Here is a 12,821-nt window from a genome sequence, read left to right on the forward strand (position 1 = left end):
TGCTGCCAACTGGTATCTCGCAGCGGCCATCATCGCTTTACGATGAATGTCCACGGACCCTAATATGTCGCAACTTTTGCGGGTGGTTGCGCTAAACCGCACCTGGTTGCGCTAACTGAGGAATGTTCCCTGTTCCCAGACCGCGCCGGCGTGTTATAGCGCCGCCATCGGACCCCGGAGGGGCACGAACGGCGGGTGTAGTCACGGTGTCCCGCCGAGTTTCACTGAAGAGGCCGCTCAGGCGGCATGGAGCCTGCACATGGATCATGGACGCGTGAACCCGGCCCGGAAGCTTGAAGATCAAGGCATTTCCGGTCTTGGCAACGTCTATTACAACCTGATCGAACCGGCGCTTGTCGAAGCCGCCGTGTCGCGCGGTGAGGGCCGCCTTGGTCAGGGCGGAGCCTTCCTGGTGTCGACGGGCCAGTTTACGGGCCGTTCGCCCAAAGACAAATTCGTTGTCCGCACCCCTTCGGTGGAAAATTCCATCTGGTGGGAAAACAATGCCCCGATGACCCCCGAGGCCTTTGATCTGCTCCACGCCGATATGCTGGAGCACATGAAAGGCCGCGATTACTTCGTTCAGGACCTGTTCGGCGGCGCTGACCCCGCGCATCGTCTCGACGTTCGCGTGGTCTCGGAACTGGCCTGGCACAACCTGTTCATCCGTCACCTGCTGCGCCGCCCGGCGCGCGAGGAGCTTGACAGCTTCGTGCCGGAATGGACGATCATCAACTGCCCGAAATTCAAGGCAGATCCGGCCCGCCACGGCTGCCGGACCGAGACCGTCATCGCGCTGAACTTCGACAAAAAGCTGATCCTGATCGGCAATACCGAATATGCAGGCGAGAACAAGAAGTCGGTCTTCACCCTGCTGAACTACCTGCTGCCGGAAAAAGGCATCATGCCGATGCACTGCTCGGCCAACCATGCCGTCGGCAATCCGGAAGACACCGCTGTGTTCTTCGGTCTGTCGGGCACCGGTAAGACCACGCTTTCGGCAGATCCGAATCGCGTCCTCATCGGCGACGATGAGCACGGCTGGTCGGACAACGGCACCTTCAACTTCGAAGGCGGCTGCTACGCCAAAACGATCAACCTCTCGGCAGAAGCTGAGCCGGAGATCTATGGCACCACCTCGAAATTCGGCACCGTCATTGAGAACATGGTCTATGACGCCGATACCCTCGAGCTGGACTTTGACGACAACTCGCTGACCGACAACATGCGCTGTGCCTATCCGCTCGAGTATATCTCGAACGCATCGGACACCGGCCTTGGTGGTCAGCCGAAGAACGTCATCATGCTGACCTGCGATGCTTTCGGTGTTCTGCCGCCGATCGCGCGTCTCTCCTCGGCTCAGGCGATGTATCACTTCCTGTCGGGCTTCACCTCGAAGACCCCGGGCACCGAGCGCGGCGTGACTGAACCCACCCCGACCTTCTCGACCTGCTTCGGCGCGCCCTTCATGCCGCGTCGTCCGGAAGTCTACGGCAAGCTGCTGCAGGAAAAGATCGCTGTAACCGGCGCAACCTGCTGGCTGGTGAACACCGGCTGGACCGGTGGCAAGCACGGCGTTGGCAAGCGTATGCCGATCAAGGCAACCCGCGCTCTGCTGACCGCAGCGCTCGACGGCTCGCTGAACAACGTGGAATTCCGCGTTGACCCGAACTTCGGCTTTGAGGTTCCGGTTGCCGTGAACGGCGTGGACACCGGTCTGCTCGACCCGCGTTCGACCTGGGCTGATGCGGCCGCCTACGACGCTCAGGCACAGAAACTGGTTGAGATGTTCTCGAAGAACTTCGCGCAGTATCTCGACAACGTCGACGAAGACGTCAAAGCCGCTGCCATCGGCTGAAGCCAGGCGGATCGGTAAGATCTTCACAAAGGCCCCGCCCCGCGCGGGGCCTTTGTCATTCGGGCGTGTCCTTTCGCATCTGTTGCAGATGCCATCCCGCTATTCCCCCATGCTCCTCTGAGGTGAGCCAGGGGGTCAGAACCTCCGCCGCTTCATCGCAGCGCCCCAGATCGCGCAGGCAGAGATGATGCGCGAGGGCAATCGGCCAGTGTTGAAAAAGATGCGCTGCGAGCCGGCCCCGGATCAGATCCAGCGCCCCCGCCGCCGCGCCGCGCCGCTGCAACCAGAACAGCAGTTCCTGCACATAGGTCTTTGAGCGCAGCCGGTTGCGTCGCAGGTTATGCCGGGCCTCCGGCATCGGAATGCGCCCCTCCATCGCCGCCCTGACCAGATCCCCCAAGACATCGGCCTCGCTCAGCACCCATCCAGGCTGATGCCCGGCGAAGGGCACCACCATTGCAGTCAGCGCCGGATGATGACGCAGGATCTCTCTCGCGTGGCAGACCTCTCGCTGGTGGCTGCTGAAGATCAGAACCCCCTTCTCAATGGCCGGGCCCCGCTCAATCCATTCGTGGCGAAAGGTGATCTGCGCCGAATCTGCGGCCCAGCGGTCATCATAAAGCCTGTGGGCCGGATTGACGGTCAACTGCGGCGCCAGAGCGAGCACGTAATCCGCTCGCAGCAGCCCGGCGAAATTCAGTGCCGCAAAGGCCCCCATGCTCGGCCCATAGCAGACCAGACGACGCCCCCCCGCCAGATCACGCGCCCGACGCAGCAGGTCAGGAACCTCTTCGCCCTGATACCAGTCGTTGCGCAGCGGCCTGATCCCGATCCAGTTCCAGCCCCGCGCCTGCGCATAGCTTTCCGCGAAGATCTCGCCCTCAAGCCCGGGCCTCGGATCCCAGAAATGAAAGCAGAAGAGGACCGGCCCCTGCGCCTGATCCAGCCGCGCACGCAGCACGTAATTCCCGCTCCGGATCTCACTCATACCCGCTACCAGCACCCCGTTTCACAAACGAACAGACCGCAGCCGCCGGCCAGTCCGCGCCGGCCGCAGCGACGATACAACCCAAGGATGTTTTATTTTCTGCTGCTTCGCCACAGGAAACGGGCTACATCCGTGGAAAGAGAGAGAGGACCCCCCATGCTGACAGATGACCCGCTGTTTTACATCGCGGTGGCCGCGACCGTGGTCGTGGCTGCCATTTTGATTTTCGGGGTGGTGACCTTCGCACGTGGCGGCGAGTTCAACCGCCGGAACGGCAATCGCATCATGCGCTGGCGCATCGGCGCACAGTTCGTGGCCGTTCTGCTCATCATTCTTTTCGCCTGGTCGCGCATGCAGGGCGGCAACTGAGATGGTTGTGCTGTCAAAGATCTACACCCGCACCGGCGATAAGGGCGACACGGCCCTGGTTGATGGCACCCGCGTTGCGAAATCCTCAGCCCGGGTTGATGCCTATGGCACGGTGGATGAAACCAATGCCACCGTCGGCCTTGCCCGACTGCATGCGGAAGGCGATCTGGATGCCGCTCTGGCGCGGATTTCCAACGATCTTTTCGACCTTGGCGCCGACCTTGGCCGCCCGGCGATGGAGAAAGACGCGGAGGCGGGCTATCCGGTGCTGCGGATGATCGATGCCCAGGTCGACCGGCTTGAGCGCGAGATCGATGCGATGAATGCGGATCTCTCACCCCTGCGCAGCTTCATCCTGCCCAGCGGCTCAGCGCTTGCGGCGCATCTGCACCTGTGCCGCACGGTCTGCCGCCGTGCAGAGCGCCTGGCCGTCGCCCTCTCACAGGACGAATCAGTCAACCCGGCGGCAATCCGCTACCTCAACCGGCTCTCGGATTGGTTTTTTGTTGCCGGGCGAATTGCAAATGATAGCGGAAACAAGGACGTACTCTGGGTTCCAGGCCTGACAAGAGGCTAATGGCAACGCCACGTTTTGATCTGTCCTGCGTCTTTTTGACCTGTCCTAAAAGATGTGGACAGGCTAACACCGCTTCGGATCGGATCTGTGACCTGCGCGTCAGGTCACGTCAGGATGGAGAGATGTGCCGATGAAGGTTCTTGTCCCCGTAAAGCGGGTCATCGACTATAACGTGAAGGCCCGCGTGAAAGCGGACGGCTCGGGGGTAGACCTCGCCAACGTGAAAATGTCGATGAACCCCTTTGACGAAATCGCAGTCGAAGAGGCCATCCGCCTGAAAGAAAAAGGCGTCGCCACTGAGATCGTCGTGGTCTCGATCGGCGTGAAACAGGCCCAGGAAACCCTGCGCACCGCCCTTGCCATGGGCGCGGACCGCGCGATCCTGATCGAAGCTGCCTCCGATGTTCACACCGACATCGAGCCGCTGGCCGTTGCAAAACTGCTGGCTGCCGTTGCCAAAGAAGAGCAGCCGCAGATCATTCTGGCGGGCAAACAGGCGATCGACAACGATCTGAACGCCACCGGTCAGATGCTCGCAGCCCTTCTGGGCTGGGCGCAGGCGACCTTTGCTTCGGAAATCACCGTTGAGGGCGATGCCGCGACCGTGACCCGTGAGGTCGACGGCGGTCTGCAGACCATCAAAGTGAAGCTCCCGGCTGTCATCACCGCCGACCTTCGCCTCAACGAGCCGCGCTATGCTTCGCTGCCGAACATCATGAAGGCAAAGAAAAAGCCGCTCGAGGAAAAGACCGCTGCCGATTACGGCGTCGATGTCACCCCGCGCCTGACCGTGGTGAAAACCGCAGAGCCCGCCGGCCGTAAAGCCGGTGTGAAAGTGGGCTCGGTGGATGAGCTGATTGCGAAACTGAAAGACGAGGCGGGGGTTCTCTGATGGCTGTTCTGCTGCTTGCTGATGTCAACAACGGCGCTCTGGCAACCGATGCGGTCGCCAAGGCTCTCTCGGCCGTCAAAGCGCTTGGCGAGGTTCATATCCTCGTCGCAGGTCCGGCTGCTGCTGCGGCCGAGGCTGCAAAGCTGGAAGGCGCTGCGAAAGTTCTGCACGCTGAGGACGCAGGCCACGGCCTGGCGGAATCGGTTGCCGATCTGATCGTCTCGATCGCGGGTGGCTACAGCCACATCGCGGCGGCTGCGACCGCCTTCTCGAAGAACGTACTGCCCCGTGCAGCCGCGCTTCTGGACGTCATGGTTCTCTCCGATGTGATCGAAGTGGTCGACGCCGACACCTTCTCGCGTCCGATCTATGCCGGTAACGCCATTCAAACCGTAAAGTCTTCCGATAAGGTTAAAGTCTTTACCGTCCGGACCGCTGCTTTTGCGGCGGCTGGTCAGGGTGGCTCGGCTGCTGTTGAGGCCGTGGCTCCGAAAACCTCGGATCTCTCGGCTTGGGTGGAAGACAAGGTTGCGGCCTCGGATCGTCCGGATCTGACCTCGGCGAAGATCGTCGTATCGGGCGGCCGTGGCGTCGGCTCGGAAGAAAACTTCGCGATCGTGGGCCAGCTGGCCGACAAGCTCGGCGCGGCTGTCGGTGCTTCGCGCGCTGCCGTCGATTCGGGCTATGCCCCGAACGATCTGCAGGTTGGTCAGACCGGTAAAGTGGTTGCCCCGCAGCTCTATATCGCTGTCGGCATCTCGGGTGCCATCCAGCACCTCGCCGGGATGAAAGACTCGAAAGTCATCGTCGCGATCAACAAAGACGAAGAAGCCCCGATCTTCCAGGTGGCCGATTACGGCCTGGTCGGCGATCTCTTCCAGATCGTTCCGGAACTCACCGGTAAGCTCTGATCCGCACCGCGGCTCAGGACGGAAAAGGGCGCCTCAGGGCGCCCTTTTTACATCAGATCGGACAGCTGGCTCAGCCTTTCAGCGATGCGGCTGTGCGACGCGGCATCCGGAAAATGGACCGCCGGCCCCGCTGCGTCCCGATTGGGAGTGACCTTCACCTCGATCACCGCGCGGACCTTGCTGCGCAGCGCCTGCACCAGATCCGCACCAGGTGAGAGCGCGCGCGGCTGCGGGAAATGGAGCCAAAGAAGCACCACCGGACCCGGAAGCTCGGCCAGAAGTCCGTTCATCCGGTCAAGCCAGGCCCGCTCTGCCGCGTCGCGGATCAGGTCAAACCGGCGCGGGCAGATGCTCTCAAGAAGCCGCAGAAGATGGCCCGCAAACACCACCTCCGCCAGATCCAGTTCAGGATAAAGCGAGATGAGCCCGGGCAGCACCCGGACAATCCGGTCGCTGCGGCGCGGATGCAGCTGCCAGAACCGGTTAGAGACCCGCAGGCAGGAGGGTACCTCGACCAGTTGCAGCGAGGATCGGGCGGCCAGGGCCATCAGATCATCGTCCTGAACCCAGGCCTCAGGCCCTGTCTGTGGCACGGCAAGGTTTCGAAGCTGCAGCCCGGAGCGGCGGGCCAGAAGTTCAGGCCACGGCGCCTCAGAGAAACGACCGAAACTTATCCCGCTGCCCAGAACCGCAACATCCGCGCGGCCGGTAATCTGCTGTTGTGCGCGAAACCGCAGTCGCGACTGCCCGAAAAGGCAGGTCGGAAATTGCGGCTCAGCCCAGAGCGGCGAAAGCCTGCCCATGCCCACCCCCATAAATCACACCCGCAGCCTGTTTAGCCGGGAGAGGATAAGGAGCGGTTAAACGCTGCCGCTTGCGCTTGCGCCTCAGCGCGGCCTAATGTCGCTTTCGGACATCTCCCGGAGGAAAATATGGAAATCCGTTCAGTTGGCGTCATCGGTGCCGGACAGATGGGAAACGGCATTGCGCATGTTTTTGCGCAGTCGGGCTATGACGTTCTGCTGACTGATATTTCCGAAGAGGCCTTGGAAAAGGCCATGGCGCTGATTGCCCGTAATCTTGAGCGTCAGGTGAGCCGCGGCAAGACGACTGAGGCGGAAATGGCGCTTGCTCTGGGGCGCATTCGTACCACCGGGGTGCTGGCTGATCTGGGGGCCTGCGATCTGGTCATCGAGGCCGCAACTGAGCGTGAGGCGGTGAAGGTGAAGCTTTTTGAAGAGCTGCGCCCGCATCTGCGGCCTGAGACAATTCTGACCTCCAACACCTCCTCTATTTCGATCACGCGGCTGGCGGCAGGCACCGAGCGGCCCGAGCGGTTCATGGGCTTTCACTTCATGAACCCGGTGCCGGTCATGCAGCTGGTGGAGCTGATCCGCGGGATTCAGACCAGCGAGGAGACCTATCAGACGCTTCTGAAGGTGGTGGCGACCCTTGGTAAGACCGCTGCCTCTGCCGAGGATTTTCCGGCCTTTATCGTCAACCGCATTCTGATCCCGATGATCAATGAGGCGGTCTATGCGCTTTATGAAGGGGTGGGCAATGTCCGCTCAATCGATCAGTCGATGAAGCTGGGGGCCAATCATCCCATGGGTCCGCTGGAGCTTGCGGATTTCATCGGGCTCGATACCTGCCTGTCGATTATGAACGTCCTGCATGAGGGGCTGGCCGATACCAAATACCGCCCCTGCCCGCTTTTGGTGAAATATGTGGAGGCCGGCTGGCTGGGACGTAAGGTGAAGCGCGGCTTTTACGATTATCGCGGCGAAGAGCCGGTGCCGACGCGCTGAGCGTGCATCGGGCGCCTGGAGCGGAGAGGCCGGGGGCGCTGCCCCCGGACCCCCGGAGTATTTTTAAAAACCCAAAGATCAGATCGCGAGATCGTCACGATGGATGAGAGCGGCGCGGCCGGGGTAGCCCAGAATGCTTTCAATCTCTGAACTTTGATGGCCGGCGATGGCGCGGGCCTCGGCGTCGGTGTAACGGATCAGGCCTTTGGCAAGCTCTGCCCCCTGCGGGTCTGTGATCTGAACCGCTTCGCCGCGCCCGAAACTGCCGAACACCCGGGTTACACCGGCAGGAAGCAGCGATTTTCCGGCGTGAAGGGCACGCACGGCGCCTTCATCCAGCTGCACGGTGCCGCGGGGCTTCATGGCGGCAATCCAGCGCTTGCGGGCATGTTGCGGATCCGACAGCGGCAGGAACCAGGTGCGGTTCGCGTCTTTGGCCAGCGCGGAGAGCGGACGATAGACTGAGCCCTCCATGATCGCCATGGCGCAGCCGCCGGCAACAGCGGTTTTGGCGGCCATGACTTTCGTTTTCATCCCGCCTTTTGAGAGGCCGGAGATCGGATCGCCGGCCATGGCTTCGATCTCGGGTGTGATCTGATCAACGAGATCAAAGCGCTGTGCAGAAGGATCGGTCTTGGGATTGGCGCTGTAGAAACCGTCGACATCCGAGAGAAGCAGCAACTGGTCGGCACCGATGGTCACGGCAATCTGCGCGGCCAGCCGGTCGTTGTCACCGAAGCGAATCTCATCGGTGGCGACGGTGTCGTTTTCGTTGACGATCGGGATGACGCCGAGGTTCAGCAGCGTCTCAAGGGTCGCGCGGCTGTTGAGGTAGCGGCGGCGATCCTCCGTATCTTCGAGCGTCACGAGCACCTGTGCCGCCTTGAGGCCATGCGGCGCGAGCACCTCCTCATAGGCGCGGGCCAGACGGATCTGGCCCACGGCTGCCGCTGCCTGGGACTGCTCAAGCGCAAGAGGGCCTTCCGGCAGGCCGAGGACGCGCCGTCCGAGTGCGATTGACCCTGAGGAGACCAGCACCACGTCGCTGCCGCGCGCCCGTGCGGCGGCCACATCTTCGGCAAGGCCGCGCAGCCAGTCGCCGCGCAGGCCCGTCACCCGGTCCACCAGCAAAGCGGAGCCGATCTTCACCACCAGGCGGCGCGCCTGGGTCACATCAGGGGCAGTCATATTCGGGCCTCACCTCAGGGGCGCCAGGGCCCCGCCGCGTCTTCTTCGGCTTCAGCTTTACGGGCTTCGATTTCGCTCATCAATGCCCGAAGCACCTCCTGCAGACCAATGCCGGCCGCGCCCGAAATAGCGTAGACCTGACCGCCCGCGGCTTCCTGCAGTTCAGCAAGACGCTCGGCCAGGGTTTCGGGGTCAAGCGCATCGGTTTTGTTCAGGCAGGTGATCCGCCGCTTTTCAGCCAGCTCTCCGCCATAGGCTTCCAGTTCACCGATGATGGTGCGGTAATCATTGGCCACCGTTTCAGAGGTGCCATCCACGAGGTGCAGAAGAACGGCGCAGCGCTCAACATGGCCGAGGAACTGATCACCAAGGCCCCGCCCCTCAGACGCGCCTTCAATGAGACCCGGAATATCCGCCATGACGAATTCTTTGCCGTCAACGCCCACGACCCCAAGGTTCGGCACCAGGGTGGTGAAAGGGTAATCGGCAATTTTCGGACGCGCATTCGAGGTCGCCGCGAGGAAGGTCGATTTACCGGCATTCGGAAGGCCCAGAAGACCCGCATCCGCGATCAGTTTCAACCGCAGCCAGATGGTGCGCTCAACCCCCTCCTGGCCGGGGTTCGCACGTGCCGGCGCCCGGTTGGTCGAGGATTTGAAGCGCAGGTTGCCCCAGCCGCCGTTGCCGCCATGCGCCAGTTCAACACGCTGGCCGACTTCGGTCAGGTCAGCGATGACGGTTTCTTCATCCTCATCAAGGATCTCGGTGCCGACGGGGACGCGCAGAACGATGTCATCGCCGTTGCGCCCGGTCCGCTGGCTGCCCATGCCGTGCTGGCCGTTCTTGGCGAAGAAGTGCTGCTGATAGCGGAAATCGATCAGCGTGTTCAGACCTTCAACGGCCTCGGCGTAAACCGAACCACCGTTACCGCCGTCGCCGCCGTCCGGGCCGCCGAATTCGATGAATTTCTCACGACGGAAGGACACCGCGCCGCCACCGCCGCCGCCGGACCGGATATAGACCTTGCAGAGGTCAAGAAACTTCATGGCAATATCCTTTCGCGCGGCACCCAAAGGAGGCTCCTACCCCGAAAAGGGGTGAAGGCTCAATCGGGAAAGTGCCGCAGTCTCAGCTCTGCAGGCAGCGCAGAACCCAGACATCATAGCGCGGATGATCCAAAGCCGAAAGCGCCGGAGAACTGGCGAGCATCCAGCCGTTGAAGACAGCCTTATCCGCCACCGAGTCGCGAATGGTCAGATGCGCCCAGGCCTCAGAGGTCGCGTTATCGGCCGGAAAACGGCAGCTGTCGAGCTGGATGGTCAGCCGCCCCCAGACGGCCGCCTGGCCGCGCGACAACTCCACATCCGCGGTCTCGCCCGACATTTTATCCAGCCAGCGCAGGGCCGCGCCCCGCCCTTCCGTCACAGTCTGCGCTTGCGCGGGCAAGGCCATCAAGAGAGCCAGAAGGGCAGCGCGGATCATTGCCCGTCCTCTTTTTTATCGCCGCCGACAAATTTCATCAAAAGCGAGATCAGCCCCACCGAGCCCTGGGTATCCTCGACCTCAGCGCCTGGCGGCAGCACCTCCAGCGAACCGCCGGGCGAAATCTCAACAAAATTGCCGCCCAACAGACCCTCGGAGGAAATCATGACGATGCTGTCCTCCGGGATCTCGACACCCTCGCGCACGGTAAACCGCGCCTCTGCCATGAAGCTCTGCGGATCGAGCGAGGTCGACGTCACCGTGCCGACTTTCACCCCGGCGATGCGCACATCCGTCCCGGCGCGCACACCTTCGATCGAGCGAAACTGCGCCCGCAACTCATAGGCGCCCCCCGAGGGACCAAGGCCAGTCACCTGGGCTGCGTAAATCAGAAACCCGGCTGCGATCGCGAGCACTGCTGCTCCGACCGCAACCTCTGCCTTGCTGCCCTCGCTCATTCGGGCTGCCAGGCCTCATAATCGCGGCGCTGCACCGGGGCTGCGCGCATCAGCGAACCCGCCGGGGCATAGGCAGCCGCCGTTCCCGTGGGGTTCTCCATATGCGGCTTCTCCCACGGCTTATGCGTAAGCGGCGCTTTTGTCGGCGGCTCCGCAAAGGTGTGGTGCAGCCAGCCATGCCAGTCGCTCGGCACCCGGCTTGCCTGCATCTCCCCGTTAAAGATGACCCAGCGGCGCTTGCCGTCTTTCGACTGATAATAGGTATTGCCCTGCGGGTCTTCGCCGACCTTCACACCGTGACGCCAGGTGTGGAAACGGGTGTTCAGCGTCTGGCCATTCCACCAGGTCGCAAAACTGAGGAGAAAATTCTTCATGGCGACTCCACGCGTTCAGTTGGCCCGGTTATAAAAAAACCACCGCCCCGGGTCCAGAGGGCCTGCGCTTATTCGCCACAGACCGCGGTCACTTCGATTTCAATTTTCATCGCATCTTCCATAAGACGCGCCTCGATCATAGTCGCCGCGGGCCGCGCCCGGGCAAAAGCCGCGCTCAGCTGCGGCCAGCATTTCGGAAAATCGCGCCGGTCCGGCAAAATATACCGAACCCGCACCACCTGATCGAGCGAAGAGCCCGCCTCCTCCAGCACCTTCGCAATCGTGGCCAGCGTATTGGCACATTGCGCTTCCACATCCCCGGGCAGCGTCATGCTGGCATAATCATAGCCCGTGGTGCCTGAAACATAGACCAGACCGCCCTGCACAACCGCCCGGCTGTAGCCGATCTGCGCCTCAAACACCGATCCTGAAGAGATCCGCCGCATCATCCCGCCGCCTTTGATTTTGGCTTTTTCCAAATACTCTGCGGGGGTCCGGGGGCGCAAAGCCCCCGGCCTCTCGCCAAAAGGAAAGGGCGGGAGTTTCCTCCCGCCCTCTCAAATCCTCAGGCGCTGGCCGCCTGTTTTTTCTTCGCCGCATCCGTATGCACCAGAAGCGGTTTTGAGGCGCCGTTCACGACCTCCTCATTGACCACCACTTCCTGCACATCTTCCATGCCCGGAAGCTCGAACATGGTATCGAGCAGGATATCTTCCATGATCGAGCGCAGGCCCCGCGCACCGGTTTTGCGTTTGATCGCCCGCTTCGCGACTGCTGAGAGCGCATCTGCCGTAAAGGTCAGCTTCACATTCTCGATCTCAAAGAGCTTCTGATACTGCTTGACCAGCGCGTTCTTCGGCTCCGACAGGATGGTCACCAGTGCCGCTTCATCCAGATCAGCAAGGGTTGCAATCACCGGCAGACGGCCGACAAACTCCGGGATCAGGCCGAACTTCAGCAGATCTTCCGGCTCAAGCTCTTTGAACAGCTCGCCCGTGCCACGCTCATCGGGGCCTTTGACCGCCGCACCAAAACCGATTCCCTTCGCCGTGCCGCGCTGCGCGATGATCTTTTCCAGACCCGCAAAAGCGCCGCCGCAGATGAAGAGAATATTGGTGGTGTCGACCTGCAGGAATTCCTGCTGCGGATGCTTGCGCCCGCCCTGCGGCGGCACCGAGGCCACGGTGCCCTCCATGATCTTCAGAAGCGCCTGCTGCACGCCCTCGCCCGAGACGTCCCGGGTGATCGAAGGGTTGTCCGACTTGCGGGTGATCTTATCGACCTCGTCGATATAAACGATGCCGCGCTGCGCACGCTCTACGTTATACTCCGAGGCCTGCAGAAGCTTCAGAATGATGTTTTCAACATCTTCCCCGACATAGCCCGCTTCCGTCAGCGTGGTCGCATCGGCCATGGTGAAGGGCACATCGAGAATACGCGCCAGCGTCTGCGCCAGAAGGGTTTTGCCGGTGCCGGTCGGCCCGATCAGCAGGATGTTCGACTTCGCAAGCTCGATGTCGCCGGCTTTGCCACCCGAATGGTTCAGACGCTTGTAGTGGTTGTGCACAGCCACGGCGAGGACGCGCTTGGCATGTTCCTGCCCCACCACATAATCGTCGAGCACCTTCGCGATCTCGCGCGGCGTCGGCACACCATCTGCGGATTTCAGCCCCGAAGACTTGGTCTCTTCGCGGATGATATCCATGCAAAGCTCAACGCATTCATCGCAGATGAACACCGTCGGCCCGGCGATCAGCTTGCGCACCTCGTGCTGGCTCTTGCCGCAGAACGAGCAGTAGAGGGTGTTTTTGCTGTCGCCCGAATTGCTTGCCATGCGTTCCGTTCCTTTGGCCCTGCCGGGCCCTCATAAGCTGCTCCCGCGAGATTACGGGAGCACGGAGTCTCTCTCAACCCCC

At 61.9% G+C, this 12,821-nt stretch carries 15 protein-coding genes; 6 read left to right on the top strand and 9 right to left on the bottom strand.

Translation table 11 applies throughout. The annotated features are described in order from the left end of the window. Nucleotides 1–259 precede the first annotated feature (259 nt). Nucleotides 260–1,858 (top strand): phosphoenolpyruvate carboxykinase, encoded by a 1,599-nt coding sequence (locus EP867_RS11070; protein WP_128489160.1) that lies wholly within the window; start codon nt 260–262, stop codon nt 1,856–1,858. 55 nt (nt 1,859–1,913) lie between these two features. Here EP867_RS11070 and EP867_RS11075 read toward each other — a convergent pair whose 3' ends face one another. Then, a complete protein-coding gene (locus tag EP867_RS11075; protein WP_128489162.1) occupies nt 1,914–2,846 on the bottom strand; it encodes a hypothetical protein in 933 nt (310 codons plus the stop codon). A gap of 156 nt (nt 2,847–3,002) precedes the next feature. Here EP867_RS11075 and EP867_RS11080 point away from each other — a divergent pair, with 156 nt between their 5' ends. The 4 genes from EP867_RS11080 to EP867_RS11095 all read left to right on the top strand — a co-directional run bounded on the left by EP867_RS11080 (nt 3,003) and on the right by EP867_RS11095 (nt 5,595). Next, nucleotides 3,003–3,215 (top strand): twin transmembrane helix small protein, encoded by a 213-nt coding sequence (locus tag EP867_RS11080; RefSeq protein ID WP_322099015.1) that lies wholly within the window; start codon nt 3,003–3,005, stop codon nt 3,213–3,215. Nucleotide 3,216: 1 nt separating this feature from the next. Further along, nucleotides 3,217–3,792 (top strand): cob(I)yrinic acid a,c-diamide adenosyltransferase, encoded by a 576-nt coding sequence (locus EP867_RS11085; protein WP_128489164.1) that lies wholly within the window; start codon nt 3,217–3,219, stop codon nt 3,790–3,792. Nucleotides 3,793–3,922: 130 nt separating this feature from the next. Beyond that, nucleotides 3,923–4,684, top strand: coding sequence for an electron transfer flavoprotein subunit beta/FixA family protein (locus EP867_RS11090; RefSeq protein WP_128489166.1), 762 nt, complete (start codon nt 3,923–3,925; stop codon nt 4,682–4,684). Then, a complete protein-coding gene (locus EP867_RS11095; RefSeq protein ID WP_128489168.1) occupies nt 4,684–5,595 on the top strand; it encodes an electron transfer flavoprotein subunit alpha/FixB family protein in 912 nt (303 codons plus the stop codon). The genes EP867_RS11090 and EP867_RS11095 overlap by 1 nt, the downstream gene beginning before the upstream one ends. Before the next feature lie 47 nt (nt 5,596–5,642). Here the strand turns inward: EP867_RS11095 and EP867_RS11100 are convergent, their stop codons facing one another. Then, nucleotides 5,643–6,398 carry a DUF6473 family protein gene (locus EP867_RS11100; protein WP_128489170.1) on the bottom strand — a complete coding sequence of 252 codons (756 nt, stop codon included), beginning with the start codon at nt 6,396–6,398 and terminating at the stop codon, nt 5,643–5,645. Nucleotides 6,399–6,527: 129 nt separating this feature from the next. On the opposite strand from EP867_RS11100, the gene EP867_RS11105 reads away from it, so the two are divergent. Continuing rightward, entirely contained in the window at nt 6,528–7,403 is an 876-nt protein-coding gene (locus EP867_RS11105) for a 3-hydroxybutyryl-CoA dehydrogenase (protein WP_128489172.1), read from the top strand. A gap of 78 nt (nt 7,404–7,481) precedes the next feature. Here EP867_RS11105 and proB read toward each other — a convergent pair whose 3' ends face one another. The 7 genes from proB to clpX form a co-directional block, all read right to left on the bottom strand. Beyond that, nucleotides 7,482–8,591, bottom strand: coding sequence for a glutamate 5-kinase (gene proB, locus EP867_RS11110; RefSeq protein ID WP_128489175.1), 1,110 nt, complete (start codon nt 8,589–8,591; stop codon nt 7,482–7,484). A gap of 14 nt (nt 8,592–8,605) precedes the next feature. Then, the gene (obgE, locus tag EP867_RS11115) at nt 8,606–9,637 is read right to left on the bottom strand and encodes a GTPase ObgE (protein WP_128489177.1); all 1,032 of its coding nucleotides are present in this window, start codon (nt 9,635–9,637) and stop codon (nt 8,606–8,608) included. Nucleotides 9,638–9,719: 82 nt separating this feature from the next. Further along, entirely contained in the window at nt 9,720–10,073 is a 354-nt protein-coding gene (locus tag EP867_RS11120; RefSeq protein WP_174722320.1) for a DUF2155 domain-containing protein, read from the bottom strand. Continuing rightward, nucleotides 10,070–10,531, bottom strand: coding sequence for an outer membrane lipid asymmetry maintenance protein MlaD (gene mlaD / locus EP867_RS11125; protein WP_128489179.1), 462 nt, complete (start codon nt 10,529–10,531; stop codon nt 10,070–10,072). The genes EP867_RS11120 and mlaD overlap by 4 nt, the downstream gene beginning before the upstream one ends. Next, a complete protein-coding gene (locus EP867_RS11130) occupies nt 10,528–10,905 on the bottom strand; it encodes an NADH:ubiquinone oxidoreductase subunit NDUFA12 (RefSeq protein ID WP_128489181.1) in 378 nt (125 codons plus the stop codon). The genes mlaD and EP867_RS11130 overlap by 4 nt, the downstream gene beginning before the upstream one ends. 68 nt (nt 10,906–10,973) lie before the next feature. Continuing rightward, complete coding sequence (locus EP867_RS11135; protein WP_206616328.1) at nt 10,974–11,351, bottom strand: RidA family protein; 378 nt, start codon at nt 11,349–11,351, stop codon at nt 10,974–10,976. A 119-nt stretch (nt 11,352–11,470) separates the two neighbouring features. Continuing rightward, on the bottom strand, nt 11,471–12,739 hold the full coding sequence (gene clpX, locus EP867_RS11140; protein ID WP_128489183.1) for an ATP-dependent Clp protease ATP-binding subunit ClpX: 1,269 nt from the start codon (nt 12,737–12,739) through the stop codon (nt 11,471–11,473). Nucleotides 12,740–12,821 lie beyond the last annotated feature (82 nt).

Origin of the sequence: Falsigemmobacter intermedius, assembly GCF_004054105.1 — a bacterium.
Taxonomy (GTDB): Bacteria; Pseudomonadota; Alphaproteobacteria; order Rhodobacterales; family Rhodobacteraceae; genus Wagnerdoeblera; species Wagnerdoeblera intermedia.

Bases quoted from the DNA above. Each gene is read 5' to 3' on its own strand.
- EP867_RS11070 (WP_128489160.1), top strand. From the start codon at position 260: ATGGATCATGGACGCGTGAACCCGGCCCGGAAGCTTGAAGATCAAGGC.
- EP867_RS11075 (WP_128489162.1), bottom strand. From the start codon at position 2,846: ATGAGTGAGATCCGGAGCGGGAATTACGTGCTGCGTGCGCGGCTGGAT.
- EP867_RS11080 (WP_322099015.1), top strand. From the start codon at position 3,003: ATGCTGACAGATGACCCGCTGTTTTACATCGCGGTGGCCGCGACCGTG.
- EP867_RS11085 (WP_128489164.1), top strand. From the start codon at position 3,217: ATGGTTGTGCTGTCAAAGATCTACACCCGCACCGGCGATAAGGGCGAC.
- EP867_RS11090 (WP_128489166.1), top strand. From the start codon at position 3,923: ATGAAGGTTCTTGTCCCCGTAAAGCGGGTCATCGACTATAACGTGAAG.
- EP867_RS11095 (WP_128489168.1), top strand. From the start codon at position 4,684: ATGGCTGTTCTGCTGCTTGCTGATGTCAACAACGGCGCTCTGGCAACC.
- EP867_RS11100 (WP_128489170.1), bottom strand. From the start codon at position 6,398: ATGGGCAGGCTTTCGCCGCTCTGGGCTGAGCCGCAATTTCCGACCTGC.
- EP867_RS11105 (WP_128489172.1), top strand. From the start codon at position 6,528: ATGGAAATCCGTTCAGTTGGCGTCATCGGTGCCGGACAGATGGGAAAC.
- proB (WP_128489175.1), bottom strand. From the start codon at position 8,591: ATGACTGCCCCTGATGTGACCCAGGCGCGCCGCCTGGTGGTGAAGATC.
- obgE (WP_128489177.1), bottom strand. From the start codon at position 9,637: ATGAAGTTTCTTGACCTCTGCAAGGTCTATATCCGGTCCGGCGGCGGC.
- EP867_RS11120 (WP_174722320.1), bottom strand. From the start codon at position 10,073: ATGATCCGCGCTGCCCTTCTGGCTCTCTTGATGGCCTTGCCCGCGCAA.
- mlaD (WP_128489179.1), bottom strand. From the start codon at position 10,531: ATGAGCGAGGGCAGCAAGGCAGAGGTTGCGGTCGGAGCAGCAGTGCTC.
- EP867_RS11130 (WP_128489181.1), bottom strand. From the start codon at position 10,905: ATGAAGAATTTTCTCCTCAGTTTTGCGACCTGGTGGAATGGCCAGACG.
- EP867_RS11135 (WP_206616328.1), bottom strand. From the start codon at position 11,351: ATGCGGCGGATCTCTTCAGGATCGGTGTTTGAGGCGCAGATCGGCTAC.
- clpX (WP_128489183.1), bottom strand. From the start codon at position 12,739: ATGGCAAGCAATTCGGGCGACAGCAAAAACACCCTCTACTGCTCGTTC.